At 35.9% G+C, this 25,737-nt stretch carries 26 protein-coding genes, 1 pseudogene and 1 riboswitch; of the genes and pseudogenes, 16 read left to right on the top strand and 11 right to left on the bottom strand.

Features of this window, described 5'->3' with window-relative positions; translation table 11 throughout:
* Positions 1-180 precede the first annotated feature (180 nt).
* Together HXV90_RS09355 and HXV90_RS09350 are read left to right on the top strand one after the other, a co-directional pair.
* Complete coding sequence (locus HXV90_RS09355) at positions 181-387, top strand: hypothetical protein (RefSeq protein WP_269898859.1); 207 nt, start codon at positions 181-183, stop codon at positions 385-387.
* Between the two features lie 292 nt (positions 388-679).
* Entirely contained in the window at positions 680-1,228 is a 549-nt protein-coding gene (locus tag HXV90_RS09350) for a hypothetical protein (RefSeq protein WP_269898858.1), read from the top strand.
* Positions 1,229-1,936: 708 nt separating this feature from the next.
* Here the strand turns inward: HXV90_RS09350 and HXV90_RS09345 are convergent.
* Entirely contained in the window at positions 1,937-3,412 is a 1,476-nt protein-coding gene (locus tag HXV90_RS09345; protein ID WP_131519554.1) for a M1 family metallopeptidase, read from the bottom strand.
* Between the two features lie 190 nt (positions 3,413-3,602).
* Between HXV90_RS09345 and HXV90_RS09340 the strand changes: the two genes are divergently transcribed.
* The 4 genes from HXV90_RS09340 (at position 3,603) to HXV90_RS09325 (ending at position 6,356) form a co-directional block, all read left to right on the top strand.
* Complete coding sequence (locus HXV90_RS09340; protein ID WP_131519555.1) at positions 3,603-3,998, top strand: hypothetical protein; 396 nt, start codon at positions 3,603-3,605, stop codon at positions 3,996-3,998.
* A gap of 434 nt (positions 3,999-4,432) precedes the next feature.
* Complete coding sequence (locus HXV90_RS09335) at positions 4,433-4,840, top strand: DUF5412 domain-containing protein (RefSeq protein WP_373564985.1); 408 nt, start codon at positions 4,433-4,435, stop codon at positions 4,838-4,840.
* A 128-nt stretch (positions 4,841-4,968) separates the two neighbouring features.
* Positions 4,969-5,529 carry a helix-turn-helix domain-containing protein gene (locus tag HXV90_RS09330; RefSeq protein ID WP_131519556.1) on the top strand — a complete coding sequence of 187 codons (561 nt, stop codon included), beginning with the start codon at positions 4,969-4,971 and terminating at the stop codon, positions 5,527-5,529.
* Entirely contained in the window at positions 5,493-6,356 is an 864-nt protein-coding gene (locus HXV90_RS09325) for an IS3 family transposase (RefSeq protein WP_131519557.1), read from the top strand. The genes HXV90_RS09330 and HXV90_RS09325 overlap by 37 nt, the downstream gene beginning before the upstream one ends.
* 46 nt (positions 6,357-6,402) lie before the next feature.
* Here HXV90_RS09325 and HXV90_RS09320 read toward each other — a convergent pair.
* Positions 6,403-6,501, bottom strand: a pseudogene (locus HXV90_RS09320) (recombinase family protein); the annotation flags it as partial.
* Between the two features lie 84 nt (positions 6,502-6,585).
* Between HXV90_RS09320 and HXV90_RS09315 the strand changes: the two are divergent.
* The 3 genes from HXV90_RS09315 to HXV90_RS09305 all read left to right on the top strand — a co-directional run bounded on the left by HXV90_RS09315 (position 6,586) and on the right by HXV90_RS09305 (position 9,537).
* The gene (locus tag HXV90_RS09315; protein ID WP_131519558.1) at positions 6,586-7,131 is read left to right on the top strand and encodes an RNA polymerase sigma factor; all 546 of its coding nucleotides are present in this window, start codon (positions 6,586-6,588) and stop codon (positions 7,129-7,131) included.
* The gene (gene spoIIP / locus HXV90_RS09310) at positions 7,118-8,047 is read left to right on the top strand and encodes a stage II sporulation protein P (protein ID WP_131519559.1); all 930 of its coding nucleotides are present in this window, start codon (positions 7,118-7,120) and stop codon (positions 8,045-8,047) included. Before HXV90_RS09315 ends, spoIIP begins: the two co-directional genes overlap by 14 nt.
* 608 nt (positions 8,048-8,655) lie before the next feature.
* Complete coding sequence (locus tag HXV90_RS09305; protein ID WP_269898857.1) at positions 8,656-9,537, top strand: glutathionylspermidine synthase family protein; 882 nt, start codon at positions 8,656-8,658, stop codon at positions 9,535-9,537.
* A 590-nt stretch (positions 9,538-10,127) separates the two neighbouring features.
* Here HXV90_RS09305 and HXV90_RS09300 read toward each other — a convergent pair.
* Positions 10,128-10,601, bottom strand: coding sequence for a YbaK/EbsC family protein (locus HXV90_RS09300; RefSeq protein WP_066036616.1), 474 nt, complete (start codon positions 10,599-10,601; stop codon positions 10,128-10,130).
* A 235-nt stretch (positions 10,602-10,836) separates the two neighbouring features.
* Between HXV90_RS09300 and HXV90_RS09295 the strand changes: the two genes are divergently transcribed.
* The 3 genes from HXV90_RS09295 (at position 10,837) to HXV90_RS09285 (ending at position 12,888) form a co-directional block, all read left to right on the top strand.
* Positions 10,837-11,979: a PstS family phosphate ABC transporter substrate-binding protein gene (locus HXV90_RS09295; protein WP_269898856.1), complete on the top strand. Its 1,143-nt coding sequence runs from the start codon at positions 10,837-10,839 to the stop codon at positions 11,977-11,979.
* Between the two features lie 30 nt (positions 11,980-12,009).
* A riboswitch (guanidine-I (ykkC/yxkD leader) is annotated at positions 12,010-12,106 on the top strand.
* Positions 12,107-12,232: 126 nt separating this feature from the next.
* Complete coding sequence (locus HXV90_RS09290) at positions 12,233-12,574, top strand: DMT family transporter (protein WP_269899036.1); 342 nt, start codon at positions 12,233-12,235, stop codon at positions 12,572-12,574.
* Positions 12,574-12,888, top strand: coding sequence for a DMT family transporter (locus HXV90_RS09285; protein WP_016991838.1), 315 nt, complete (start codon positions 12,574-12,576; stop codon positions 12,886-12,888). The genes HXV90_RS09290 and HXV90_RS09285 overlap by 1 nt, the downstream gene beginning before the upstream one ends.
* 42 nt (positions 12,889-12,930) lie before the next feature.
* On the opposite strand, the gene HXV90_RS09280 is transcribed toward HXV90_RS09285, so the two are convergent.
* From HXV90_RS09280 to HXV90_RS09265, 4 genes are all read right to left on the bottom strand, one after another.
* The gene (locus HXV90_RS09280) at positions 12,931-13,815 is read right to left on the bottom strand and encodes a glycine betaine ABC transporter substrate-binding protein (RefSeq protein ID WP_048391254.1); all 885 of its coding nucleotides are present in this window, start codon (positions 13,813-13,815) and stop codon (positions 12,931-12,933) included.
* 84 nt (positions 13,816-13,899) lie between these two features.
* The gene (locus tag HXV90_RS09275) at positions 13,900-14,754 is read right to left on the bottom strand and encodes an ABC transporter permease (RefSeq protein ID WP_048391252.1); all 855 of its coding nucleotides are present in this window, start codon (positions 14,752-14,754) and stop codon (positions 13,900-13,902) included.
* On the bottom strand, positions 14,747-15,946 hold the full coding sequence (locus HXV90_RS09270) for a quaternary amine ABC transporter ATP-binding protein (protein WP_048391251.1): 1,200 nt from the start codon (positions 15,944-15,946) through the stop codon (positions 14,747-14,749). Before HXV90_RS09270 ends, HXV90_RS09275 begins: the two co-directional genes overlap by 8 nt.
* A 158-nt stretch (positions 15,947-16,104) precedes the next feature.
* Positions 16,105-16,740 carry a GntR family transcriptional regulator gene (locus tag HXV90_RS09265; protein ID WP_269898855.1) on the bottom strand — a complete coding sequence of 212 codons (636 nt, stop codon included), beginning with the start codon at positions 16,738-16,740 and terminating at the stop codon, positions 16,105-16,107.
* Between the two features lie 268 nt (positions 16,741-17,008).
* On the opposite strand from HXV90_RS09265, the gene HXV90_RS09260 reads away from it, so the two are divergent.
* From HXV90_RS09260 to HXV90_RS09245, 4 genes are read left to right on the top strand one after another with little or no spacing between them, the layout of a single operon-like run.
* Positions 17,009-17,740: a GTP cyclohydrolase II gene (locus HXV90_RS09260; RefSeq protein WP_048391249.1), complete on the top strand. Its 732-nt coding sequence runs from the start codon at positions 17,009-17,011 to the stop codon at positions 17,738-17,740.
* A 15-nt stretch (positions 17,741-17,755) separates the two neighbouring features.
* On the top strand, positions 17,756-18,868 hold the full coding sequence (ribD, locus tag HXV90_RS09255) for a bifunctional diaminohydroxyphosphoribosylaminopyrimidine deaminase/5-amino-6-(5-phosphoribosylamino)uracil reductase RibD (protein WP_082148121.1): 1,113 nt from the start codon (positions 17,756-17,758) through the stop codon (positions 18,866-18,868).
* Positions 18,865-19,950 carry an FAD-dependent monooxygenase gene (locus HXV90_RS09250; protein ID WP_112117585.1) on the top strand — a complete coding sequence of 362 codons (1,086 nt, stop codon included), beginning with the start codon at positions 18,865-18,867 and terminating at the stop codon, positions 19,948-19,950. The genes ribD and HXV90_RS09250 overlap by 4 nt, the downstream gene beginning before the upstream one ends.
* Positions 19,951-19,966: 16 nt before the next feature.
* A complete protein-coding gene (locus HXV90_RS09245) occupies positions 19,967-20,530 on the top strand; it encodes a 5' nucleotidase, NT5C type (protein WP_066036621.1) in 564 nt (187 codons plus the stop codon).
* Between the two features lie 42 nt (positions 20,531-20,572).
* Here the strand turns inward: HXV90_RS09245 and solA are convergent, their stop codons facing one another.
* The 4 genes from solA to HXV90_RS09225 form a co-directional block, all read right to left on the bottom strand.
* The gene (solA, locus tag HXV90_RS09240) at positions 20,573-21,688 is read right to left on the bottom strand and encodes an N-methyl-L-tryptophan oxidase (protein WP_048391246.1); all 1,116 of its coding nucleotides are present in this window, start codon (positions 21,686-21,688) and stop codon (positions 20,573-20,575) included.
* 127 nt (positions 21,689-21,815) lie between these two features.
* Entirely contained in the window at positions 21,816-23,165 is a 1,350-nt protein-coding gene (locus HXV90_RS09235; protein WP_269898854.1) for a uracil-xanthine permease family protein, read from the bottom strand.
* Between the two features lie 51 nt (positions 23,166-23,216).
* Entirely contained in the window at positions 23,217-24,584 is a 1,368-nt protein-coding gene (gene guaD / locus HXV90_RS09230; RefSeq protein WP_269898853.1) for a guanine deaminase, read from the bottom strand.
* Positions 24,585-24,778: 194 nt separating this feature from the next.
* Positions 24,779-25,669: a LysR family transcriptional regulator gene (locus HXV90_RS09225; RefSeq protein WP_269898852.1), complete on the bottom strand. Its 891-nt coding sequence runs from the start codon at positions 25,667-25,669 to the stop codon at positions 24,779-24,781.
* Positions 25,670-25,737 lie beyond the last annotated feature (68 nt).

Here is a 25,737-nt window from a genome sequence, read left to right as displayed (position 1 = left end):
CCATATTATGATTGAACCTTTTCAAAATTACTCAAAGTTAAAATATAAACAAATCAATTCAATGTTATATAACTATAAGTTTTTTTGTTCAATTTAATATTATGAGTTCAATTATAAATATAGAATTATATTAAATAAAGGGAAATATTTATTAGTTAGTTTAAAGAAGGGTGAATACTTATGAAAATGAAAAATTTAGTGGCTTTATTTGCAGTTATATTGATATTTAGTTTTACATTGAAAGTGCATGCTGCTTCCCAAGTATCATTAGACTCGCCAGAGTGGAGTTATACAAGTGAGAATACGGATATTCTTAGTGAATTTAAAAAATTAGGAGATTATATTTATATTCAATATAGGGAGACGATACGAGGTATGAAATATTAATGATAAGACAGGTAAAAAAACTGGGGAAATTCAATCTCAACGTAATACATATTTTGCTCTAGATAATAAGGGGAATATTTATATTATATCGAATGATGGACGTTCAAGAAAATTAGTTTTAAATATTTATAATACTCATGGGAAAAAAATTGGAACTTATAATTTCAGTGAAACAGTTGATTTATATAGTATTACAGCAACGAAAGATGGGAAAGTACTAGTTTATATTAGGAATAATGTTGCGAAAAATATAGTATACAAATTTTCTGATTCAGGAAAAATACTAAAGAAAATGGAAACATGGGATTTTGTAAACGGATATTATGGAAAATTGTATGCATATAAAAAAATAGACTCGAATAGTGGAAAGATGTCATTTTATGATGATAATTTAGTAAATAGTAATAGTTATACTAAATATGTAGAGCAGGGGTATCATCTAGGTTCAAATGCTGATGGGGTAATGTACTTTAATAAACATGAATATAATAAGCCTACATTTACAATTAGTGCTGTAAAAGAAGATGGGAAACTGTTATGGAAACAAGATTTCAAGGGTCAATTGACAGCAGATAGTTTTAATAAATTTGCTTATTTAAACAACAATTTAATTGGTACAATGAATTTTGTAGTTGCAGCGGATAATAATATTTACGTATTTAATAACAAAGGACTGATAGCAAAAAGACAATTTTCATATAATACAGATTGGCCTGAGAAAAGCATGAAAATAAAATATGGATATGACAATACAATAATGGTAGAGGAAGATACAAGCTTAACGATAGTAAATGGGAATAATCTTAAGACAATAAAAGAAATTAATATTCCAAAATTATAGAGATGATAATTATTATTATGATGAAATGGAATTATTTATGCGACATATGATGATAAAATAATTAAAAAATCGATTATAAAAAATAATAATTCTGCTGAAAGAAGAATTAAAAAACTTTTCAAGTGAAGAAAAACCATTATTGAAATTTGGAGTCATGATGGTTCAACTGCGTTCAAAAAGTGAATTTTTGGGGGTTTAGTTGATTGGGATAATGACTTAAGTTTAGTTTCGAGAACATTATAGTGAAATTGTGACAAACAAGTTTAATTCCATTTACTAGAAAACATTATGTTTGGAAAGATTTTAAATCAATTTATAAGTAAACAAAAAAGAGCCGGTAGAAGGCTTGAGTTAATATATTATAAAGACATTGGGTGACTGTAAAAAAGTTTGATCATTTATAATAAAGATTGATAATTTGTAATAAATTTTGATTAAAAACATCTCACTTCTATAGTTTTTTAGAGGTGAGGTTTTTTATTGGAATTTATGATAATATCACCTAGGGGATTGTGAAGAAATGTACTTAAACTAACGGAGCAGGATAGTTAAAGAACATTTACGGTACGTTACTTCTAGAAGGAGTAACTAAATGAGAGAAATAAGAATGACAAAAAAGGTATCGAGAATACTCTTCTCGATACCTTTTATCTAAAGTTCAATGCAGCCTTAAGGGTGCTTTTTTACGTCTCTTCTGACTCTTTGTTTTTATTTTTCTAGTTCTAACCAACCCTCAAATAGGGTATCATCTTTTAAATCAAAATAGTATTTTACGAATCTCACAAATTCTCTAGTATCAACTTCTTTATATCTATAAAAATGATAATAGCTTTTTAAAAATTTTTCAGCTTCTTTAACCTCTCCATTATCTTTAAATAATTCCCATAACTTTGTGGCAGATTTTCCATAGACATATGAACTCATGTTGGATTCATATTGATCGAGAGGTAAATTTACTGGTAACTCTAAATTAGGATCCGGTCTGTACATTGAATTATAATCTTCAGCCTCTTTCAATTTCGAAAGTTTGAATAAACTCGCTGCAAATACTGCGAAACCTTCATCTAACCATGCATCACTATAAGGATCGTTGCTAACGATCCCATAAAACCATTGATGAGCAATTTCATGTATCACCATATTTTTTAGCTCTTGAGAATTACTAGGACCAGTATTATAAATCGAACCAACTGTAACTATTCCTGGATACTCCATCCCCATTCCATCTACTATAATATCAAATTGTTTGAAAGGATAAGGCCCCATAATTTCTTCAAAATAGTTTATTGCAGCTATAGCCTCATCTGCTATTTCTCGATATAGTTTTTCTTTATTTTCATTAAATCCAAATACTCTAACGGAAAGGCCCCCATCATTTTCCATAAGTATAGGATCTTTTAAAATAGCGACAAATATTTCCTTTATATTCTTTGCTTCAATGGAACCAACGTTTGAACTCGGAAAGACTTCTTTATCCGATGAAGATACAAAGGTGAAACCTTTCGGAATATCGTATGTTAATTTAAAATTACTAAATCCAGTATGGTAAGTCTCTCCTCTATCTTGGTAAGACTCCTTGTTCCACCGATAGTTCCTATATGTTGCAAGCATTGGGTAAAATTGAGCTAAATGAAAATTACCATTATTACTCTTTGTAAATCTTAAGCCTTGTTCAGGAAAGGTGAGTTCATAGGAAAAATATACTTTAACTTCTTGATTAGGTTTCAACTTATGGGGAAGTTGAATATTTAAAGTATCTCTTTCTAGTGTGTAAACGACTTTTTTACCATCAATAGATATGTCATGAAAATTAACTGTAGAGGGATGTTCCAGCTCTGGTGAAACACTTTTTGTAAATATATTTGGTATAAAATAGAAAGTTAATTGTTCCCAATCATCGGTAGATAGATTTTTAATTAAAGCGGTTGATTCTAATTGGAAATTTCTGTTATTATCCATTGTTAGTTTAATGTCATATTCACTAGAATTTCCAGTATTTACTCCTTTGGAAATAAATTCTCCTCTATTCACTTTTTTAGTAACCGTCGATTCCAAATTATCATCTTGTTTATTTAACTTCCATGCTGCGAAAAATACACATATTAAGACTAAAAATATAATAATTATTTTCTTCTTAATAACTTCCCCCTCCAATCTATGTAACAATAAAAATAATTTACCCACTATATGAATTTACTAAAAAGTTTTTAAATTTATACATATATCTTGAACTTAATAGTTACTACGTTTCTGTTTGAACCCACAATAGGTTTTTAAATCTATATAAGTCTTACTTTAAGACTTATTATTCAATGAATATTCAGTAATCTTAAGTATAATATAGATATATACAATTATTGGAAATGGGGTATAAATGAAAAAGAAATTAAGTGTATTTTTACTATTAACAATATTGGCTTGTGGTATTTTTTCATTTTCAAATAATTCTTATGCAGTGACACAGGAGATAGAATTAATAGACGGCTTTCATTCTACGGAGTTTCAAACTGAAACAATTTTAGATTTTCAAGGTATTTCCTACTTAACTACGAAAGAATATTTACACACACCTTCTGGATTACCTATTTATACAACTGAATTATTTTATGCCGATTACCGTGAAGCACCCGAGTTTATCGAATTTACAAAAGATGTTGAAGGACATTTGTATAAAGGTACTCTAGAACTATATCAAACCGAAAAAGATAAAGTTACCTGGAAAGCTATGTATAGCGGGATAATCTCCAAAGTCGAATCGTCTAACGAATAACAGTTACATTTCATAAAAAATTTATACAAGTTGTATTCAAATAACGTTCCCAAATGGAAGTTTAGAAACAGACTTAAATGCCATGAATGTTGTGAAATCAGCGTTCGTGGCTTTTCTTATGAACATTGTTTATGCGTTATTTTATGCATTTTTGTTAAAAGTCAGTCATGGCAAAGGTTTTGAAGCATTTGAAGTGATATTGCACTATCGTCTTTGATGAATAAAATCTTGTATAAAAATTGAAGTCTTACGGCGTAAATCTGCATAAATTTTACTCCCGTCTTATTGAACTAACGGGGTGCGATTCTCAAATAAGGATTGCGTCATTTTTCATTAACTGATTAGAGTTTGGAACAATTCTTATGGAAAGACCGTTTATCTAAAATAAACCATATAATCCCAATGTAATTTACCATTTTTAAGGAGGTTGAAATTTGAATATTGAAGAAAAGAGCGTAGTATATGCGAAGAGGAATATATACAAAAAATTGCTATTAAGATTAATGATAGGTTGCCTCCTATTTATTATTTTAATTGGATACGGGGTTTATTGGGCATTTTATGATATGAATAGATTACAAACAGGAGAGTATCTCACAGAAGCAACTTCACCTGATGGAAAATATACTATTAAAGCATTTGTTACTAACGGCGATGCTACAACGTCTAATGGGATTCGTGGGGAATTAGTATTTAATGAACAGGGATACAAAACTAAAAATATCTATTGGAATTATCGTGAAGATACTGCAGACATAAATTGGATAGATAACAACAAGATGATAATTAATGGGTATACCCTTAAGGTCCCTAATGAAAAATTTGATTATAGACATCAATAATAGCTTTCTTCTTCTAGTGTGATGCTTATTTCTTATCTCTTTCCCATATATACTATTCAACAATCGGGCGCAATTCGGTACTGCACCCCAAAAGTTAGAGTGAAAAACTAACTTTTGGGGTGATTTTTATGACTAAATATAGTGAAGAATTTAAATTGATGGTGGTTCAAGAATATTTAAGTGGCTCTATAGGATATCGAGCGATAGCGAAGAAGTATGGTATAGGTGATTCTCCATTAAGGAGATGGGTACGTGCTTATAAAGAGTTTGGACGTAACGGCTTATTAGTTAAGAAAACGAAGCTGTTTTATTCTGTTCATTTTAAAATAGATGTATTAAACTTTATGAAACGAACAGGTGCTTCCTATCAAGATACTGCGATTCACTTTAACTTGAATGATCCAACTTTAGTTGCCAGTTGGTATCATCGATTTTTAAAAGAAGGGATAGAGGGCCTGCAAAAAAATTCAAAGGGGCGCCCGTCAATGTCTAAGAAACAAAAGTCAACAGCGAATAACCAAGAAAAAGCAATGTCACGTGAGGAGCAGCTAGAACGCGAAAATGAACTGCTTCGTTTAGAGGTGGCGTATTTAAAAAAGTTGAAGGCTTTTCGGGAGAATCAAGATGCCTTCCTCGAAAAGCACAAGCTGCCATCGCCTTCGAACTTAAACAAGAAGGATTTCGATTAAAAGATATTTTAAAACAAGTGGATATTCCAGAAGCGACGTATCATTATCATATCAAACAGATGGGGCAAAAGGATCCAGACGTAGAGTGGAAAGTCTTGATTTTAGAGACTTTTGAAAAACATGAAGGTCGATATGGCTACCGCCGAATTCATGCGGAATTAAGAGTGCAAGGACATACAATTAATCATAAAAAGGTACAACGAATCATGAAAAACCTAGGGTTAAAATGTGTAAAATTCGTACGTAAATCACGCTACAAATCATACAAAGGAACAGTTGGGAAAGTCGCTAAAAACCTTTTGAATCGTAGATTCAGAACGTCATATGCCCTTCAAAAATTGGTGACTGATGTAACTGAATTTAAATGTACAGATGATGAAAAATTATATTTAAGTCCGATCATGGATTTATATAATGGTGAGATTATTGGGTTTAGTATGTCAAAACGGCCAAGCCTAGATTTTGTGTTAGATTCACTTAAACAAGCACTTCCAATTATTCTAAAGCGTGCTGAATATCGGACAACAATTCATTCTGATCAAGGATGGCACTATCAACACAATACGTGGGTGAAAACATTAAGGCAGAACAGGATTTTTCAAAGCATGTCTCGTAAAGCAACATGCGCAGACAATGCGGCCATGGAGAACTTCTTTAGCTTACTAAAACAGGAAATGTATTATGGAGAACAATTAATCTCTTATAAAGCATTACAAAAGAAAATAAATGAGTATATCAATTATTATAATAATGTTCGTATTAAACAAAAACTGGCCGGCATGAGTCCGGTAAATTACCGAAAACATGCCAGCCAATTAGCTGCATAATAAAAACTCTAACTTTAAGGGGTCACTACCTCCTTGAATAGGAGAGTGTCCTTTTTTCAGTGTATATTTTTTTACATCCAAAAGCTTCAAGCTCCTTCAATTGGCGATCTAAATTTTGATCAACAGAACTAACCCTCACATAAATCCCGAGATTATTTTTTGAATTTTGTAACTTTTCAATCCTTTAAAACGACTTATATGTGAATATCTACCAATAGGGGGGATTGTATTGCATGATTTGGCTAATTTAGAAGATAGGATTAGCGAAATTTATTATAACTATTACTCAGATGTCTATAGATTTCTGATTTGTTTTTCAGGAAATAAAAGCGATGCTGAGGACATGACACAAGAAGTATTTATCCGTATTCTAAAAAATCTACCTAGTTTAAATAAAAAAAGCAAAATTAAAACATGGATATTCTCAATTGCAAAGCATGTTGCAGTGGATAACTATCGTAAGAAAAAAATTATTTCGTTTCTTACTGATGGGGTCTTAACAAAGTTAGAATCTGCGGATAAAGGACCAAGCGAAATAATGGAACAAGAAGAAATAAAGAGAATTATTCACAGTGCTATTTCAAATTTAAAGCCTAATTATAGAACAGTTGTGATTTTAAGAGGAATAAATGAATTTTCAATCAAAGAAACTTCAGAAATTCTTCAATGTAGTGAAGCAAAGGTAAAGGTAAATTATCATAGGGCATTAAAAGAACTTAAAAAGGACTTGGAGATTTTTTCGAAAAAGGAGGTATTTGAATATGCAAAAGGATAAAGACATGTTTGATTTAATAAAAGAAACTTATGAACTTGAACCGACAGAAGAGTTCGTTAAGTCAACTCATATTAAAATAAAAGAATCGGCGAGAAAATTAAACAGAAGAAAATTATTAAACAGAGTATCGATTGTTACTAGTGGGTTCGTTATATCTGCTATAGCTATTTTCTTCATTGCAATCTTTATAAATAAAAATATAATGAACAACCATCAAGTTTCTATCTACAACAGCGCTTCTGCATCTGCTCAGAATAAGCAAGAACCATTAATATATATTTATCATACAAATAATAATCAGTCATTTTATTCAGAACTTGAGGAAATGAGTTCAACTAAAGAAAGGATAGAAATGAATTCAACGCAAGTAACTCACCCTTCTAACAATATTACTTTGGTAGGAAAAAGATTTAGTGAAAGTTTAGAGAAAAAGAACATTAATAATGTTTATGATAATACGGATATTATGGGTATTATGAAGAATGAAAATCCAAATAATTATGATCCATATATGTTGTCAAGAAAAACTCTACAAGAAGCTTTAAGAAAATATAATCGTATTAGGATGGTATTCGATGTTCAGAGGGACGGTTCAGACCGAGTTACAACAACTTTAAATATGAAAGGGAACAAATATGCAAAAATACAGTTTGTTGTATCGAAGACAAGTTATAGATATGATAAAAATCTAAAGTTCGCAGAACACTTACACAATGAAATAGAGAAGAAATATCCAGATCTATCAAGAGGAGTAGTAGTTAAACCAGATTCCCATAAACAAAGCACCTATAATCAAGAACTCTTGGACCAATCAGTTCTCTTACAAATCGGTGGTGTAGAAAACACATTAGAAGAGGAATACAGAACTATAGACATTTTAACTGAAACAATTGAAAAAATCCTAAATAATAATTAGTAAAACCTAGTCATAGATATAACACGATGTTTTTTTATGGTAATATGGCTTATCTATGACCTTTACTTTCTTTTATTAACTTTTAAATAATTATAATTTATAAAAAAGTTTGATAAAAGGATCTATTTTGTAGAGTATTTCTTTATTCCACAATCGGGCGCGATTGTTGAGCAACATATTTAGAAAGTGATCAAACTTTTTTATAAAAAGGAAACTATATATGCAAGAGAAGAATCTATTTTAATCAGACTTTCTTTCAAAATGGATTCTTCTTTTTTACAGTAAAATACGGGTTTGTGAGGCATTTTTGATTAAACTTTATTACAAAGCAACAGCATTCGTTGGCTTAAAACTCCGCACTTCTTTCTCAAATGCTCCGCAGTACTCACTCCGGTTTAATGAACCGGAGGTTTTATGTTTTCGTAGATATTATTATACGAATAAAATAGGTTGGTTAAATTGAAGTAAGTAGAGTCATTAAAAAGCGCATGAGTCTGATTTTATCCCTTTTTAAAAAGGGAAAAAGTAATACAACCATTTATATAAAAGGGGTTTTTATATTTTCCCTTGATATATCGTCAGTACAACTTATTCAAGAAACCTTCAAGATGAATGACGCACTATGTCAGCATTTTGGCTATAAAAATCCCAATGATGTAACAGCCTTACAAAAAGCATTGTCGGGCGCTCTTTTTGCTGCCATTCAATATTTACATAATGTCAAAAAGCCGAAGATTGTCATCACAGGAAAAACAGCGAAAGAGGACTACGAAGAGTATTGCCAGGTACAGTTTATCAAGTCCTGTATTCCTTTTGACATTGAGTATGTGCCGATACAAGAGCTTATCATCTTTTCTAGTGACACGTCTGAGGTAGCACAAGGTCTTTATACACCTACAATGGAGAAAATTGATATTTTATTTAGACCCGCACACCCTGTAGAGTTTTTAATAGATGATGTGGCAGCAGATGGTGATCGCATTGGCTTGCATCTTTTAGAGCTTGTCAAAAAACGACAGCTAGCAATTATTAATCCACCTGCTGCCTATGTATTACAATCGAAAATCTTATTATGGTTAATATGGGAGCGGAGAAATGATCCATTGCTCTTTACTTCCGAGGAACGAGCAGCTATTTTGCAATATATGCTTCCTACATACCTTACAGCAGAACCATTTATTCGCGATGATGTACCCTATGTCAAGAAGCCTGTTTATTCTCGTGAGGGAAATACAGTAGAAATTTACGCAGGAAGTGGGCGTAGAGTAAATGCTTCTACATCCAAACACTATGATGATAATTTGTTTATTTACCAACAGTATGTGGAGATGCCTAGTATAACAGTGCAGTTAAAAGAAGGATATCGTGCTAAGAAGTGGCTAATTGGCTCATTTGTTGCTGATAATCGTGCATGTGGTTTAAGCTGTCGGGTAGGCAATCAAATTACAGAATGGGATTCACATTGGTTAGCCGTTGGTTACAAGGAATAGCAAATCTATAGTGCTGAAAAACAAAACCACCCATAAAATTTTTTTAGAAGGTGAAAATGGATTGCCGTTGCAGGCTACTTGCTTTCCTGTGGGCGAGTGCCGAACCGCTTCCTTCGCTCCGCTCCGTTTAGCGTTTTGCCTGACTCGCTATCCCACGGGAGTCAAGTAGCCTTCCACTCCAATCTACAAAAGTGTTATCTTTTTAGCAAAGGTTTTCAAATAAAGTGAAGGTGTTCACTTCTTGTCACTCATCACTTCTCCACATTGAAAATAAGAGCTTATCCCCTCTATGAATACAGATAATGGGCGATTTTATTACTATGCTACTATTAAAAAAGTAAAGACACTTTGCAGAATGGTTGATTGGAGAGGAGCCAGCGTCACTCTTAGGGGATTTAGCGTCACTGATGAGACCCTGGAGCGAACGTAAGTGAGAGAAGCGGCTCATGGGACGCCCCCTGGAAAGGACGCTGGCGGAACGGAAATCAATCCTTACCTTGCCAAAAGGTATTATTTCTCCTAGCGATATTATCTTTTTTCAACAACATGAATTGGCGAGACTTTTAAAAGTATCGCCAATCGTTTGGTCCTTATTCATTCCAGCCTTTACAGACATCAATCCATTCTTTATAGGGAGCATATGTTTCAAGTTCTGAAATGGTTACCTCAATGGCTGAATTACTACTACCGCACGCTGGAAATACTGTAGTAAAACGTTTTAAAGATTCATCTAAATAAATGGCTACGCCATCATTCACACCAAAAGGGCATACACCTCCGACATCATGGCCGATCATCGTCTCCACATCATCTTTGGATAACATCTTTGCCTTCGTACCAAATACGGCTTTATATTTTGCATTATCGATTTTTGCGTCACCAGCAGCCACAATTAAGATCGCTCCATCATTTACAAGAAAAGATAAAGATTTTGCTATGCGCTCTGGCTCACAGCCAAGCGCCTGTGCTGCTAACTCAACTGTTGCGGAGCTTTCTTCTAATTCTTGTATTTTGTGTTCTACATGCCATTGTGCTAAATGGCGACGTACTTTTTCAATTGCCATATGTACACCCTCCTACTTGTATCAATTATGCCCTAGCATAGGTTGTCGAGATTTTTTGAGATTTTCGAAAAGATCCCTTTTCTATAGTTGATATACCACCTTCATACAAAAAGCATTCATTAAATCCAGACAAAATTAATTTTACCATAATTTTCAGAATATATAGTTGTGAATGCTTTATCTTTCGGGTACCATTGGTATAAGGAGTGTAAAATTACACTAGGGAGGTCTTTGTATGCTTAAGTTTATACAAATAGTATCGATACTAATTGGTTTATCCGTTGTGACATTAATGGTTGCATTCATGATCACATTAAGTGGTGGGCTGCATTTAATTAATTTGGTCTTTACTATACCTGTTTGTTTATTTGTCTGGATTGTTTGTAGTATGTTTAAATGGACCAACACAAAAAAACGAAGGGGCTTGCTATTTGGTGTCATGGGAATCGCCCTGTTGATTGCAGCCATTAAACCGATTCAACATTATTATAAAATGAGTATTCCCACTGTTGATGCGGAAATTGATGTAACAGTCTATCAGCCATTTGTCCCTGGCAATGAAATAGTGAAAAATAAAGCTTCCTTACAATTGACAGAGTCATTACCACGACTAGATGGTGCAACAGCCATGTACCCTTTATATGCGGCTTTTGTGGAGGCTACGTATCCCAAAGGGGAATATCCTCCATATAATAGTAGAGTTCAAGTAAGTCGTACACCAGAGGCCTATCAAAATTTAATAGCTGGAGATGTTGATTTAATCTTTGTGGCAGCCCCGTCCACCTCACAAGAATGGCAGGCAGAAAAGGAAGGACTTACATTTGATATGACGCCAATTGGTCGAGAGGCATTTGTCTTTTTTGTGCATCGTAAAAATAAAATCGATAATTTAACACTTGAGCAGGTCAAAAAAATATATGCTGGAGAAATAACTAATTGGCGTGAAGTGGGTGGGGAGGATGAGGCCATTCGTGCTTTCCAACGCCCAGCAGATAGTGGAAGCCAAACGACACTAGAAAAGCTGATGGGCAATACGCCAATCATGGAGGCACCCACTGAAGATGTTGCATCAGGAATGGGCGGAATCATTCGTGAAGTGTCGCAATATCGAAATTATAAAAATGCCTTGGGCTTTACGTTTAGATATTATTCTACAGAGATGGTTGGTAACAAAAAGATCAAATTACTATCCATTGACGGAGTAGCACCAACAAAAGAGAATATTCAAAATGGTACATATCCTTTAGTGTCTGAATTTTATGCCATCACAGCAGGAACGGAAAATCAAAATGTACAGAAACTGATTGATTGGATTCTTTCTGAGGAAGGGCAGGCAATGGTAGAAAAGGTTGGCTATGTACCAGTGGAAAATCATTGAATAGTTTGCTATACTAAGAGTAATAATCGAATAAAAGTTTTCTAGGGTTCCGTAGCGCTTGCTAGTCTGGTCCGAGAGAAAACCACAAATTGATTTTGTGACACGGAAGGATAAAAGCCTGGGAGATACTGTTTAAAGACAGTTTCTTCAGGCTTTTTTTGTTTGGCTAAAATCAAGTCATTTGGCGAATGCTGAAAAAGTAGTTGGATCATCCAATTATTCGGCCGTGTCTTATAAAATGGAGGGATTTATGATGAATAAACAATGGATCAGCGTCATTATAGCGGCTTGCTTTGAAGTTGGCTGGGTCATTGGGTTAAAGCATGCAACAAGTGTACTGGAATGGATTGGTACAGCAATTGCCATTTTTATTAGTTTTTATTTGCTCATTAAAGCAGGTGAGCATCTACCAGTTGGGACCGTTTATGCAATCTTTGTCGGATTAGGAACAGCTGGTACTGTATGTGCGGATAGCTTGCTATTTGGAGAGCCGTGGAAATTAGCAAAAATCATATGTATTGTTGTGTTACTTGCAGGAGTTGTAGGCTTAAAGCTAGTAACAAGAGAGCCTAAGGAACAAGAGGTGAGTGAATAATGGCATGGATGGCATTAGTTGTTGCAGGGTTATGTGAGATGATGGGTGTATATATGATTAGTAAATATAATAAGACGAAGAGTATGAAAAATTTAGGACTGTTGATTGGTGCATTCACCTTAAGTTTTGCAGGCCTTGCCTATGCGATGGAAACATTACCAATGGGTACTGCCTATGCGATCTGGACAGGGATTGGTGCAGCTGGGGGAGCACTGCTAGGTATGCTGTTTTTTAATGAATCTAAGGACTGGCGACGCATCGTTTGTATTATCCTTGTATTAGGAGCAGCAATCATGTTGAAATTGCTATCATAATTAATCAGGCACTCCTCTTATGCAGGAGTGCCTGTTTTTATATTATTTTTTTACGTCTTTTGTCCATTCAGCCACTTTATCTGGATTAGCATCAACCCATTCTTTCGCAGCATCTTTTGGATCTTTACCATCCATTACTTCTAACATAACACTTTCTAAATCTTCTGCTGTCCAGTGGAAGTTATCGAGTACTGAATATACATCTGGTAAATCTTCTTTTAAGCCTTTACGTACGAATGTATTAATCGTTTCTTCTCCACCATATACACCCTTTGGATCTTCTAAGTATTTAAGATCATATTTCGCAAATTTCCAGTGTGGTGACCAGCCTGTGACAATTATCTCTTCCTTATCTTTCAGTGCTTTTGATAATGCAGTTGTCATCGCACCAGAAGAAGAAGTAATAAAGTTCCAATCTGCTAAATTATCATATTCTTCTAATGCTTTTTCTGTAGCAGCAGTAATGCCCGCACCTGGCTCAATACCAGTGATTGTATGATCTGCTTCATTAGATAAATCTTCAATAGAATTGACATCCATATAGCTTGGTACAACTAAACCAATTTTTGCACCAGCAAGGTTTTCACCTAGCTCATCTAAATCAGCTTTATATTTTTCATATTGTGAAGCATGTGTATGTGGTAGCCAAGCAGCAACCATTCCATCAGCCTCTCCTTTCGAGACAGCCTCCCACATGATCGCATTATCCAGAGGAGTTAATGTTACATCATAACCTAAATCTTCGAGTACCTGCCCAACAACATTCGTTGAGGCAATTTCCGTATCCCACTCAACATAGGCTAGGTTTACCTCCTTAGAATCACTGTTTTTTCCAGAACTTGAGCCTGAGTCGCCTCCACTACATGCAGCAAGCATGAAGCCTAGACCTAGAGCCATTCCTAACTTTGATAGTGTTTTCAGTTTCATCGAATCTCCCTTTCTCTTCATCATTTTGTATCCAAACTGCCGACATCCACCGGAGGATGGATGGTAGCAAGAAAGATGACATTTCTATAATGCTTTCTTTTTATTGAGGCTTTGTGTTAAACGGTCAATAATGATCGCGAAAATAACTAAGCCTAATCCTGCAACGAAGCCATTCCCAACTTGAGTACGTTGAAGGGCTGTTAATACTTCACGTCCTAGACCAGGAGCCCCAATCATAGAGGCAATAACTACCATAGAAAGTGACAGCATAACGGTTTGGTTAATCCCTGCCATAATGGTTGATTTAGCAAGGGGGATTTCTACTTTAAATAATTTTTGGCTAGCTGTACTACCATAGGAGTCTGCAGCTTCCACTAATTCTTTTGGTACTTGACGAATACCGAGGTTTGTCATACGTACAGTTGGGGGTAAAGCAAAGATAACGGATGCAAAGACACCAGGTACAATACCAATACCAAAAAAGGCAACGGCTGGAATTAAATAGACAAAGCCAGGCATTGTTTGCATGAAATCTAGTATTGGTTTAATAATGTTTTCAGCTACCGTTGATTTTGACATTAAGATACCTAGTGGAATACCGATGATGATGGATATAATACTGGAAAAGATCACAAGCGTGGTTGTTTCCATAAGATGAGTCCATAATCCTTGGTTATAGATAAACAACAAGCCAATTAATGAGAATGCAGCAAGCCCTAACTTTTTGCCTGAAACGAAGAAGGCAAATATCACGACAAGAAGTATAAGAATAATGGCTGGGATACTAATTAATAAATCAGTGACCTGATTCATGAGTAGTTTTCCGAATTGCTGAATAGAGTTAAAGAACGCTGAAAAATTACTCGTCAACCAGTCCATAGCTGATTCTACCCACGGAGCTAGTGGTAATGTTGGAATATTATCTAAAAAGTTATTCATGTGATTCGGCCTCCTCATCGCTAGTTGACAGTGCTTGGATGACAACGCCCCTAATTAGTACACCAAGCAAGCGACCATCTTTCACAACGGCAATAGGAGTAGGAGAATTATAAATCATCCCTAAAATATCCTGTAGTAGCATATCTGGTGGAACAGTTAATACTTCTGATTGCACAATAGAATGGACGGTTTGCTCTTGTTTCTTCGCTGCAGCTAGTGCATCGTCTGCAGTGATATAGCCTTTTAAATGTCTATTTTTATCAACAGCCATTAATAAACTTACAGCCTCTTGACGCATACGCTTTAGTGCCACTTTAGGGCCATCAAGGTCTGTATTGACATAAACTGGACGTACCATGACATTTTCAGCTGTCAATACTTTAGAACGATCCACATCTTCCACGAATGTTTTGACATAATCATTTGCTGGGTTGGTTAATATTTCTTCACCCGTACCAATCTGAATGATAGAGCCATCCTTCATAATGGCAATGCGATCCCCAATGCGTAATGCTTCATTTAAATCATGTGTGATAAATAAAATAGTTTTTTTCAATGTTTGTTGTAGATCGAGTAGCTCATCTTGCATTTCCTTGCGAATCAATGGATCAAGTGCTGAAAATGCTTCATCCATTAGTAATATTTCAGGATCATTAGCAAGGGCTCGTGCTAAACCAACACGCTGCTGCATACCACCTGATAACTGATTTGGATACTGGTCTTTATAAGCGAGTAATCCAGCATTTTCTAAAGCCTGTTCAGCTTTTGCTTGCCGTTCTTCTTTTGAAATACCTCGAATTTCAAGGCCATATTCGGTATTTTGAAGTAATGTACGATGGGGGAATAAACCGAAGTTTTGGAAAACCATGCTCATTTTGTTTCTTCGTACAGACCGTAGACTTTCTTTTCCCATGGTAGAAATATTTTCTCCATCGATATATATATTTCCGCTCGTTGGTTCAATTAGGCGGTTTAAAAGCCGTATAAGCGTAGATTTGCCACTTCCTGACAATCCCATAATAACAAAGATTTCTCCTTCGTTGACAGTAAAGCTTGCATCGTATACTCCAACAGTTGCACCTGTTTCTTTTAAGATATCAGTCTTACTTTTTTGTTGCTTAACGAGTTCTAGTGCTTGGGGAATATGTTTGCCAAACACTTTCGATACGTGTTCTATTTTAATTTTTTCCATAGAAGCACTCCTTTCGTAGATTATTACTATGTGAGGATAATGATACCCAAAAATAAACAAGTAACAACCTTACTGTAGCAAAGGGTTGTTACTTTTGTCAAATCGACAAATAAGAAAAAACCCGCTTAAACGCTGTTATATCAGCGCTTAAACGGATTTTAATTTGGGTATAAAAAGCTTTGAACTCTAGCGAAACTTTCATCATTTCCAACAAAATAAATAATGTCCCCTTCTTCAAATGAGACATAAGGACCAGGGGATAGTAATAATTCATTGCCACGTCGAATACCAACGATAGTACTAGAAGTATTTTGCCAAAAATTTAAAGCTTGTACAGTTTGATGAATGCATGGACTATCAGTTGTCATTTCTAATTGATAGGGGATGAACGGATTGACTGACCGGTAATGCTCTGTGCGGCTAATTAGTTGCTTTGCCTTGTCTTGTAAATTAATCAATTCATGATGTTGCTTTTGAATACTTGTCAAAAGCTCATTTTGTATTTCATGAATCGATTGTACATCATGAAACTGTCTGACGAATTGAGCCGCTTTTTCATACGATTTTATAATTACGCCACTACCTTTTGAAGCTTCAACAATTTCTAAGTCTTGCAAAACGGCAATAGCTCTTCTCGCCGTCTCAGCAGAAACATTATATTGACTGGCAAGAGAGGATCTTGCATATATTTTATCGCCAATGCTGTATTTTCTTTCAACAATCTTGGAGGCGAGATCAATGGCTATTTGTTGATATTTTGGTTGCTTTAGTTGAACATTTTTTTCTAAGTTCATGTTAAACTTCCTTTCGTCATTACAGTACCACAGCTTATTATAGACTAGCCTGCACAGAAAAAATAGCATCTCCATAAGCTAGTAGTATATGATGAAAAAGTAATAATAAAATTATCATCGCTAATAATTATAATTAAGAGTAATAGCTGTCGATTGACACTTTTTAGTTATTATTATAAACTAAGTTACGTTATGTAAGTGATGTGAAAATACATGTGCTCAGTTGGTGAATTTAGCCAACTGTTTCTATAGAAGGTTGGAGATTAATATGACAATTACAACTAAAGTGATGGACTTAGTAAAAGATAAAATGACGTTAGTAAAGCATACAAATACAGAGAATATTTGCCTAGTTGGACCAGTGAAATTACCTGTAAAACAAGGCGATTTTTCTGCAACTTTTCAATGGTATAACTGGCTTAAAATTGATGCGAATTTAACTAAAGAAGAAATCATTGATGGATTAGCCGCTGCTAATTTAGCATTTTTACAACAATCCTCTGTGCTTGTATATGGTGATTTTACCCATTCAGAAGATGCTTTAATCCGAATGCATAGTATTTGTCACACAGGCGACATATTTGGCAGCCAGCGTTGTGATTGTGGATACCAGTTGCATGAGTCTATGAAAATGATAGTTGAGCATGGCTGTGGTGCTATATTTTATTTAGCTGATCATGAAGGTCGTGGTATTGGACTATTCTCTAAATCTCTTGCTTATTTATTGCAAGAGGAAGGGCTCGATACAGTTGAAGCAAACCATGCACTTGGCTTCCCAGATGATACACGTTCTTATGACGAAGCACTTGCGGTATTAGCTACACTGCGTACCAAACCAGTAACACTTATTACAAATAATCCGAAGAAATTGGCTGCATTACAGGCTCGTGGCATGGCTGCGGAAGGGCATGTTCCTTTATGGGGCGGTTTGACAGAGACGAATCGTTTTTATTTAGAAACGAAAGTTGAAAAATCTGGACATATACGTGAAAAGCAATAGGTGGAGGTTGCGATGATGATGAATGTAGATGAAAAGTATATGCAACTGGCTTTGGATTTAGCAGCTAGTGCTAAAGGAAATACGAACCCTAATCCACTTGTTGGGGCTGTAATCGTGAAGAACGGTGTGATTGTAGGTACAGGTTTACACAGAAAAGCAGGGGAACCACATGCTGAAGTGCATGCTTTTCGAATGGCTGGAGAGCATGCACTGGGTGCTACGTTATATGTAACGTTAGAGCCTTGTTCACATTATGGTAAGACACCTCCTTGTGCCAATTTAGTGAAGGAATCTGGTGTCAGTCGAGTAGTAATTGCTATGCAAGATCCAAATCCAGCAGTAGCAGGTCGTGGCATCCAATTGCTACAAGATGCTGGAATAATGGTGGAAGTAGGGGTTTTAGAGCAACAAGCGCGCCGTTTAAATGAACGTTTTATTCACAATATGCTTACGCATCGTCCTTTTGTTATTTCAAAATTTGCTATGACTTTAGATGGGAAAATTGCTACGCATACAGGACATTCAAAATGGGTAACTGGAGAGGGTGCACGTGAGGATGTTCACCATATTCGTCATGAAGTAGATGGAATTTTAGTTGGCGTGGGTACAGTCATTGCTGATAATCCTTCTTTAACAACAAGACTAAAAGAAGGATATGGAAAAAATCCAACACGTATTATTATGGATAGTTCTCTACGTACACCTGACAATGCAAATGTCTTGAATACAGAGGATGCACCAACGATTCTTGTTTGTAGTGACGACGTAAGCCAAGAAAAAATTCATTTATTTACAGAAAAAGGTGTTACAGTTTTACCCGTACAAAAAAATGAATATGGATTACAGATTGATGAGATGCTTGAAAAGCTTTATATACACGGCATAACAGATATTTTGCTAGAAGGTGGAAGTAAAATGAATGCTTCCTTTTTACAGCAAGGTGCAATCGATAAATATGTAGTATATATAGCACCTAAAGTTTTGGGTGGAAATCTATCGTTAACGCCGTTTGCCGGCTATAATCCCTCTCTCATGCATGAGGCATGGAATGTTGAGTTTGCATCATTTGATAAAATAGGCGAGGATTTGCGTATTATTGCCTATCCAAAGCAGGGTGAAAAAAAGTGAACTATCAAGCAGATGTCTGTATAGTAGGGGCAGGTCCTGCTGGTGCATTGTTATCCTACCTACTTGCTAAAAAAGGGCTGTCAGTGATTTTATTAGAGCAAAATGTAGCACTTGGTCAGGCATTTCGTGGCGAGCATTTAAATGAGGAAGGGGAGGCTGTTTTAAAAAGCCACCATCTTTTCGAAGCAGTCGAGGCACTCGGTATATTACGAATGGAGAAACTTGAGTATTATGCTGGTGGCAGAGCATTTAAAACAATTCTTCCAGATGAAGCAATAGGACATTTAGGCATTCATGTACCACAGGCAAATTTATTAAAAGGAATTTTACAAAAAGCACAGCTGTTCCCTAACTTTACATGCTTGCTACATACAAAGGTAACAAAGCTGATCGCGGATGCTACTGGTCATTATAGAGGCGTTATGGCGATAAAAAACGGGGACCCTATACAAATCGATAGTCAGTTAATTATCGGTGCGGATGGTCGTTATTCTACTATTCGTAAGCAAGCACATATTGATGTTCAGAAACAGAAGCATGGCTTTGATTTACTGTGGGCTAAAATTCCTGCGCCAGCTGATTGGGAACCATCCATAAAAATGGCACTCATCGATGATAAGCAGCTGTCATTGTTTACACAAGTTGGTGGTTATCTTCAAATAGGCTGGAATATTGAGCAAGGTAGTTTCCCTCAGCTTCGAAAACTAGCATTTACACCCTTTATCCAGCAGCTTGTGGAGGCATTTCCAGAATTAACGAAGACAGTGCAGGCACAGATAACTTCCTGGCAGGATTTTGTTTTGCTTGATGTCTTTAGTAGCCATTGTAATAGTTGGGGGACAAAGGGCCTTGTCTTGCTAGGGGACGCTGTTCATACAATGACACCAACAGGCGCTTTTGGGCTGAATAGTGCACTAAAAGATGCAGATTGTCTTGCATCATTGCTAAATAAAGACACACTAGCACAATTTAACGTACAATATTTTCAACAAATGCGTAAGCAAGCCATTGAGGAAGTATTAGCAAAACAAATTGAAAAAGAACAGACATTTGCTTCTAACTTTATAAACAAGGCTTCGTGAAAGGACGAAAAACTAGATGAAGTTTGGCTTTGATATAGATGACACATTAATTGATTTACGAGCACATGCCTTTTCACTTTATAATAAAAAGCTTGGCAAAAAGGTTTCCTTTGAAACCTTTCAAGCGATACAACGAGTAGAAATTCATGAACCATTTGGATTAACAGATGAGGAAGGAACTGCCTTGTGGAATAGCGCATTGGAAGAGATCTATTTTACGGACTGTCCATCTTTTGATGGTGCTTTAAAAGCCCTCCAAGCTTTAGCAGAGCAGGGACATGACATTTACTATATTACATCTCGTCCAAAGCAATATTGTGCGCAAACAAAAGCTTGGATGGAGGCACAGGGCTTTCCAATAACAGACGGTCATTTTTTTTGTGGCATGCAAGATGCAGAAAAGGTAGCCATTATAAAAGAGCTTGCTTTAGATATTTATGTAGATGATAAACCAGCAGTACTTGAGACACTTCATGATGTGACAACTAAGGTAATCTTAAAGAATCAATCTTATAACCAGCATGTAAATCTTCCACGTTTATATGATTGGCAAGAGTTTCAAACGATGTTAACAAAATAAAGGATTGGTGCAACGACTAACCGTTGTACCGATCCTTTTTTGCTAAAATCGACTAAGTTTAAAGGTAGATAAATCTTGTTTACTTTTGCCCTCTATAATTAAATCTGCAAGAGCTTCCCCAACGGCACTACTAAATTTAAAGCCATGACCAGAAAAACCTGCAGCAATCACAATATTCTGATGTTCAGGTAAAAAGTCGATGATGAAATCTTCATCTGGTGTCATCGAATACTTACATGTTTTTCCGTATTTAAGCGTTCCATGCTGAGGCATAAACTGATCAATGAAGTTTTGTAAGTCAACAGCATCAGACGCATCAAAAGGTCGTAGAGGGTCGTTTGGATTAACCACATCACCCCCATCGTGTCGTCCAAGTTTTAACCCCGCTCCATCAATACTTGGAAAGCCGTAGTAGGTTGAATCGGCAAATTCAAAGCAATAGGCTGGAAAAACTTTATCACGATACAGCTGCTCATCTGCCTCAAACCATGCAAAGGTTTTCCGCGTTGGTGTGACGGGTATGCTCACGTCTACTGTTTGTAATAATTCTGTTGCCCATGCACCCGCCGTTACTATTAATTGCTTTGCTTTATAGCTATTATGTACTGTTTGTACCTGTACAATATCACCAGCTTGGATAGCCAATACTTTTTCATTTGTTCGAAGGCTTGCACCCGCCTCCAAGGCTAATTTTTTATAGGCTTGGATACATGCTTCAACACGAAGGACACCAGCTGTAGGTTCAAAGCAAGCAACTAAATTTTTTGGCAAGAATAACCCTGGCCATTTGTTCATTGCTTCAGCAGGTGAATAGTGTTCAAGCGCTAAATTATAGAGCGCAGCACTAGCCTTCACATTTTGAATGAAGGCACATGTTGGCTCTCCAATATTAACTACACCAGTTTGTAAAAATAAGCTTTCATTTGCTAAAGACTCTAGCTCTTGCCAAAGCTCGCCAGCTCTTTTTACAAAAGGTACATAGCTAGCTCCTTCACCATAGGCAAAGCGAATGATTCTTGTATCCCCATGATGACTACCTTCTTCATGGGGTGGAGTAAAGGCATCTAGCATAAGTACATTTTTTCCTTCCTTTGCTAAAAAGTAACCAGCCGCCATTCCCATGGAGCCAGCACCAACTATTATGACATCATAGTCCATTTTAATCCCTACTTTTTTACTCTAGTATAACAGATTTATAGGAAAGGAAACAGAATTTTTAGAAAATAAATAGACGCAGCACCTGCAATCCGAATGGACTAGAGATGCTGTGCGTTGTAGATAGCTACTATTTTGAGCTTGGTAAAATTTTATTAAGGAAAATCGCTACGAGCGCAGCGGTTGCAATAGGCGAACCAAATAAATACTGCACGGTTGTAGGTAAGGAATACAGGAAATCATCAGGCAATAATGTCAATGCTAACGTTAAAATAACAGGAATCGCGATGACATACATTTCCTTTTCACCAATATGTTCATTTTTCATGACCTGTAAACCACTAATGGCTATTATGCCGCAGACGATCACAAATACACCACCAATAACAGCTGAAGGAATTGCTGAGATGAGTGCTGCTAATTTACCAGAGAAGCCGAAGACGATAAACCAAATACCTGCTGCTATAAAGACACGACGGCTCGCAATCCCAGTAATAGAGATAACACCTGCATTTGTTGAATAACCTGTCACAGGAGTGGAGCCAAGTAAAGAAGCAATAAAGCAGCCAATTCCTTCACCAACAACACCACGGTTAATTTGTTTATTTGTTAAAGGTTGGTCGATGACATTGCTAATGGCAAACCATGTTCCTGTTGTTTCAGCCATTAAGACAATATATATAATGACCATTGTGATAATAGCAGAAAAATTAAAGCTAAAACTAAAATCTGCAAATGGAATTTGTGGCATGCTAAACCATTTGGCTTGCGATACAGGAGATAAATCTAAAACACCCATGATATTTGCTGCAATACTACCAGCAATTAAGGCGATGATGACAGAAGCAATTCGGAATAGACGTCCTTTTTGATGGAAGACTGTGCCTAACATGACACAAATAATTAATACGAATGCTGAGATAAGTGCTAAATAAATGTTTTGATTTATGGATGCGCCTGCACCATTAAAAATATTATCACTTAAACCAACAGGCATTAAGGACAATCCAACCACAAAGATAATCGTTCCACCAACAATTGGTGGAATAAATGTTTGGACAATTTTATTGAAGATACCTGTATAGCCTAAAATAATAACCAAAATGGCTCCAATTAAACTAGCACCTAGCACAGTACTCCAACCTAAATCACCACTACCACTTGCTGCATAGATCCCAACAATGGCACCAAGTGGAACATAGGATGGACCTTGTGCCATCGGTAATTTCATACAAAAATGTGTTTGCACAATCGTCGCGACCCCAGCTGCAATAAAGGTTGATTGAATCAAGGCGCTTGCCTGACCAGTTTGTAGACCGATTAGCATGGCAATTAAAAAGGGCACCACATAAACATCCATAGCCATAACATGCTGTAAACCGAGTAGAGCAGACTGACCGAACGAAATTTTTTCATCTGGTAACACGGTTAATTGTGTTTGTTTTGTTTGATTATTTAGTTTTCTATGTTGTGTTTCCACGAAGTTGTACACCTCAAAATGATAGATTTTTATTAGAGAATAAGAGAATGATTAGCCTCTCCTATGAACTTTATTTCCTTGCACCCATACCTCGCGGATATTTTCTGGGCGTACAAGATACATGATTTTTTGGAATATATCGTGTAAATCTTCATTTGGATCAAAAATCGGAAGCCTAGCAGTAGGAATTTTTGTATCGATAATTTGTACATCCCATGTATAGTTTTCCTGTAAACGGCCAATTGGAAGACTTAAGCTTTCTCCACCACCAGCTGTCGCTAGATAGAAGGCCTCATTTATTGTAATGCGTGAATTTGGGACACCACGCTTTTCGGCAGAAATGGTTGTATCTACACCATCCTCTAGCATTCTCGATGACATAACAGCTTGTCTTGCATTATCAAAAAGACTTGGAGAAAATCCGCCTGAAACATCTGAACCTAGTCCAATATCAACGCCCATTGCATGAAAGCGGGCGATTGGAATCACGCTGTTAGCAAAATAGGCATTAGAGATTGGACAATGACCTATGGCAGTGCCAGTTTCAGCAAATAATCTGGCATCCTCATCGCTTAAGAAATTACAATGAGCCATGACAGATTTTTCACCTAACAAACCAAAATTATGTAAGGCGACGGCATCATTTTTGTTGAATCGTTCTTTGACGTAGCTGTGCTCCCAGTCACTTTCACTACAGTGTGATTGGATATGTGTATCATATTTCGCAGCTAATTCACCTAAGCCCTTTAAGGCACCGTCTGTACAGCTTGGAATAAAGCGAGGAGTGACAACGGGGTAAACACCCTGTTTAGTCGTTTTGGCTAAATTTTTTACAGCTAAAATAAATTCTTCCGTATCCTCTAATGCGGTTTTTGTGTTTTCATCTCGATAAAAATCAGGATTCTGTTCAGGATCGTCCATGACCACTTTTCCGACTAATCCTCGCTGTCCCTTTTCAGCACAGATTTTCGCTAAAAGTACACTGGCCTCCTTATGAACCGTCGCAAAATATAATGATGTAGTTGTACCATTGGCAAGTAGTGTGCTTACTAAATCCTCATAAACTTCTTGAGCAAATACTAAATCGGAGAATTTTGATTCGATAGGGAAAGTATATGTGTTTAACCAATCGTAAAGAGGAATGTCTAAAGCTGTCCCAGATTGTGCCCATTGAGGTGCATGTACATGCAAATCGACAAATCCCGGTAGGAAATATTGGCCTTCAGCTAATGCATGGAAGTTATTTTGATTTTGATATGTAATTAATATTTGTTGGTAATCAGGTTGTTCGGGAGCGATAGTTTTAACAATCATACCGTCAGCATTAATGAAAAATAAATAATCCTTTAAAATGTGAACGTCAGTAGCAGATTTACTAGTAAAAGCTGTTCCTTTGAAAATATGCGTATATTCAGACATAAAAACCACCTTAATGTTCGTTTATTGATAATAACACGGATTATTATAGGCTATAAAAACTATTAAGTCTACAAAAAAACGAATATTAATATAATGACTAAAGAAATGCATGCACCTTTTTAACTACATTTTTACAGCTTTGACAAGCGTTGATAGATAACAAAAGAAGGCACCTATTTGAGAGTGCCTTCTTTCTATATGATCGATTCATTGATGATGTGAAGAAAATTATTAAAGGATGTGGAGTGATGCAATTCATTTTTTCTGGTACAAAGGTAAATCGGTCGTTGGATATCAATGTCCTTAATAAAAACGCGGGCAACTTGCTGCTGTAGAATAAAGCTAGAAGCTGCTATGGATGGTGCTAGCATTGTACCAAAACCTGCCGCAATGGCATGTATGGATTCATTAATCCCGTCTAGTTGTAAACCTACTTTCGGTGGAGGGATTTTATGCACTTTACATAGAGCATTTAAGTATTCTTTTGTGGAACTACCATCCTCCCTTGTGACGAAGGGCTGCTGCATAAGTTCTGCAAGCGATACTGTTTGACCTGCCAGATGATGATTGTGCGGCACAATAAACCAATAATCCAAATTCATTAGAAATTGATAATTAATATCAGCATGATGTCCATCTTCTTTGACGATAAAAGCTAAATCAGCTTTATAATGGAGTAAATCCTCAATCACTTGCTGGGAATTGGCGGTCTTTAAATGAATATGTGTTGCTGGATAAACTTGTTTAAATTGAGCTAACCATTTAGGTAGTAAAAAATGGGAGGGAACATGTGTGGAGGCAATTTGCAGTTCTTCATTGCCCGTATTTTTAAGCTGTTCAACTTTATTTTCAATATCAATTTCTAGATCAAATAAGCGCTGTGCCTGTTTGTATAAAAAAGTACCATTTTGTGTTAGCGAAATGCCCCTACCTTTGGCTTCTAGCAGTGTCAAGCCTAGTTCTTTCTCTAAATTTCGAATTTGAATGGTTACAGCAGGCTGACTAATCATAAGTGTCTGTGCCGCTTTGGAAACACTATTGAGTTCAGCCACCTTTGTAAATAAACGTAGAGCATGTAAATTCATGTCGTTACACCTTTCATAAATTTTTTTTATGCTTTTATATACATTATATATTAGATTTATTAATTTGC

Origin of the sequence: Lysinibacillus sp. JK80 (assembly GCF_027557635.1) — a bacterium.
Lineage (GTDB): Bacteria > Bacillota > Bacilli > Bacillales_A > Planococcaceae > Lysinibacillus > Lysinibacillus capsici.
This window is presented reverse-complemented; position numbering and strand designations above follow the sequence as displayed.

What these genes read in the sequence shown, in the direction of transcription:
- HXV90_RS09265 (WP_269898855.1), bottom strand. Translation starts at nt 16,740, where the DNA reads ATGAACTTAGAAAAAAATGTTCAACTAAAGCAACCAAAATATCAACAA.
- HXV90_RS09340 (WP_131519555.1), top strand. Translation starts at nt 3,603, where the DNA reads ATGAAAAAGAAATTAAGTGTATTTTTACTATTAACAATATTGGCTTGT.
- HXV90_RS09350 (WP_269898858.1), top strand. Translation starts at nt 680, where the DNA reads ATGGAAACATGGGATTTTGTAAACGGATATTATGGAAAATTGTATGCA.
- solA (WP_048391246.1), bottom strand. Translation starts at nt 21,688, where the DNA reads ATGGACTATGATGTCATAATAGTTGGTGCTGGCTCCATGGGAATGGCG.
- ribD (WP_082148121.1), top strand. Translation starts at nt 17,756, where the DNA reads ATGATGAATGTAGATGAAAAGTATATGCAACTGGCTTTGGATTTAGCA.
- HXV90_RS09300 (WP_066036616.1), bottom strand. Translation starts at nt 10,601, where the DNA reads ATGGCAATTGAAAAAGTACGTCGCCATTTAGCACAATGGCATGTAGAA.
- HXV90_RS09330 (WP_131519556.1), top strand. Translation starts at nt 4,969, where the DNA reads ATGACTAAATATAGTGAAGAATTTAAATTGATGGTGGTTCAAGAATAT.
- HXV90_RS09285 (WP_016991838.1), top strand. Translation starts at nt 12,574, where the DNA reads ATGGCATGGATGGCATTAGTTGTTGCAGGGTTATGTGAGATGATGGGT.
- HXV90_RS09305 (WP_269898857.1), top strand. Translation starts at nt 8,656, where the DNA reads ATGAATGACGCACTATGTCAGCATTTTGGCTATAAAAATCCCAATGAT.
- HXV90_RS09275 (WP_048391252.1), bottom strand. Translation starts at nt 14,754, where the DNA reads ATGAATAACTTTTTAGATAATATTCCAACATTACCACTAGCTCCGTGG.
- HXV90_RS09245 (WP_066036621.1), top strand. Translation starts at nt 19,967, where the DNA reads ATGAAGTTTGGCTTTGATATAGATGACACATTAATTGATTTACGAGCA.
- HXV90_RS09355 (WP_269898859.1), top strand. Translation starts at nt 181, where the DNA reads ATGAAAATGAAAAATTTAGTGGCTTTATTTGCAGTTATATTGATATTT.
- HXV90_RS09295 (WP_269898856.1), top strand. Translation starts at nt 10,837, where the DNA reads ATGCTTAAGTTTATACAAATAGTATCGATACTAATTGGTTTATCCGTT.
- HXV90_RS09290 (WP_269899036.1), top strand. Translation starts at nt 12,233, where the DNA reads ATGAATAAACAATGGATCAGCGTCATTATAGCGGCTTGCTTTGAAGTT.
- HXV90_RS09225 (WP_269898852.1), bottom strand. Translation starts at nt 25,669, where the DNA reads ATGAATTTACATGCTCTACGTTTATTTACAAAGGTGGCTGAACTCAAT.
- guaD (WP_269898853.1), bottom strand. Translation starts at nt 24,584, where the DNA reads ATGTCTGAATATACGCATATTTTCAAAGGAACAGCTTTTACTAGTAAA.
- HXV90_RS09280 (WP_048391254.1), bottom strand. Translation starts at nt 13,815, where the DNA reads ATGAAACTGAAAACACTATCAAAGTTAGGAATGGCTCTAGGTCTAGGC.
- spoIIP (WP_131519559.1), top strand. Translation starts at nt 7,118, where the DNA reads ATGCAAAAGGATAAAGACATGTTTGATTTAATAAAAGAAACTTATGAA.
- HXV90_RS09260 (WP_048391249.1), top strand. Translation starts at nt 17,009, where the DNA reads ATGACAATTACAACTAAAGTGATGGACTTAGTAAAAGATAAAATGACG.
- HXV90_RS09270 (WP_048391251.1), bottom strand. Translation starts at nt 15,946, where the DNA reads ATGGAAAAAATTAAAATAGAACACGTATCGAAAGTGTTTGGCAAACAT.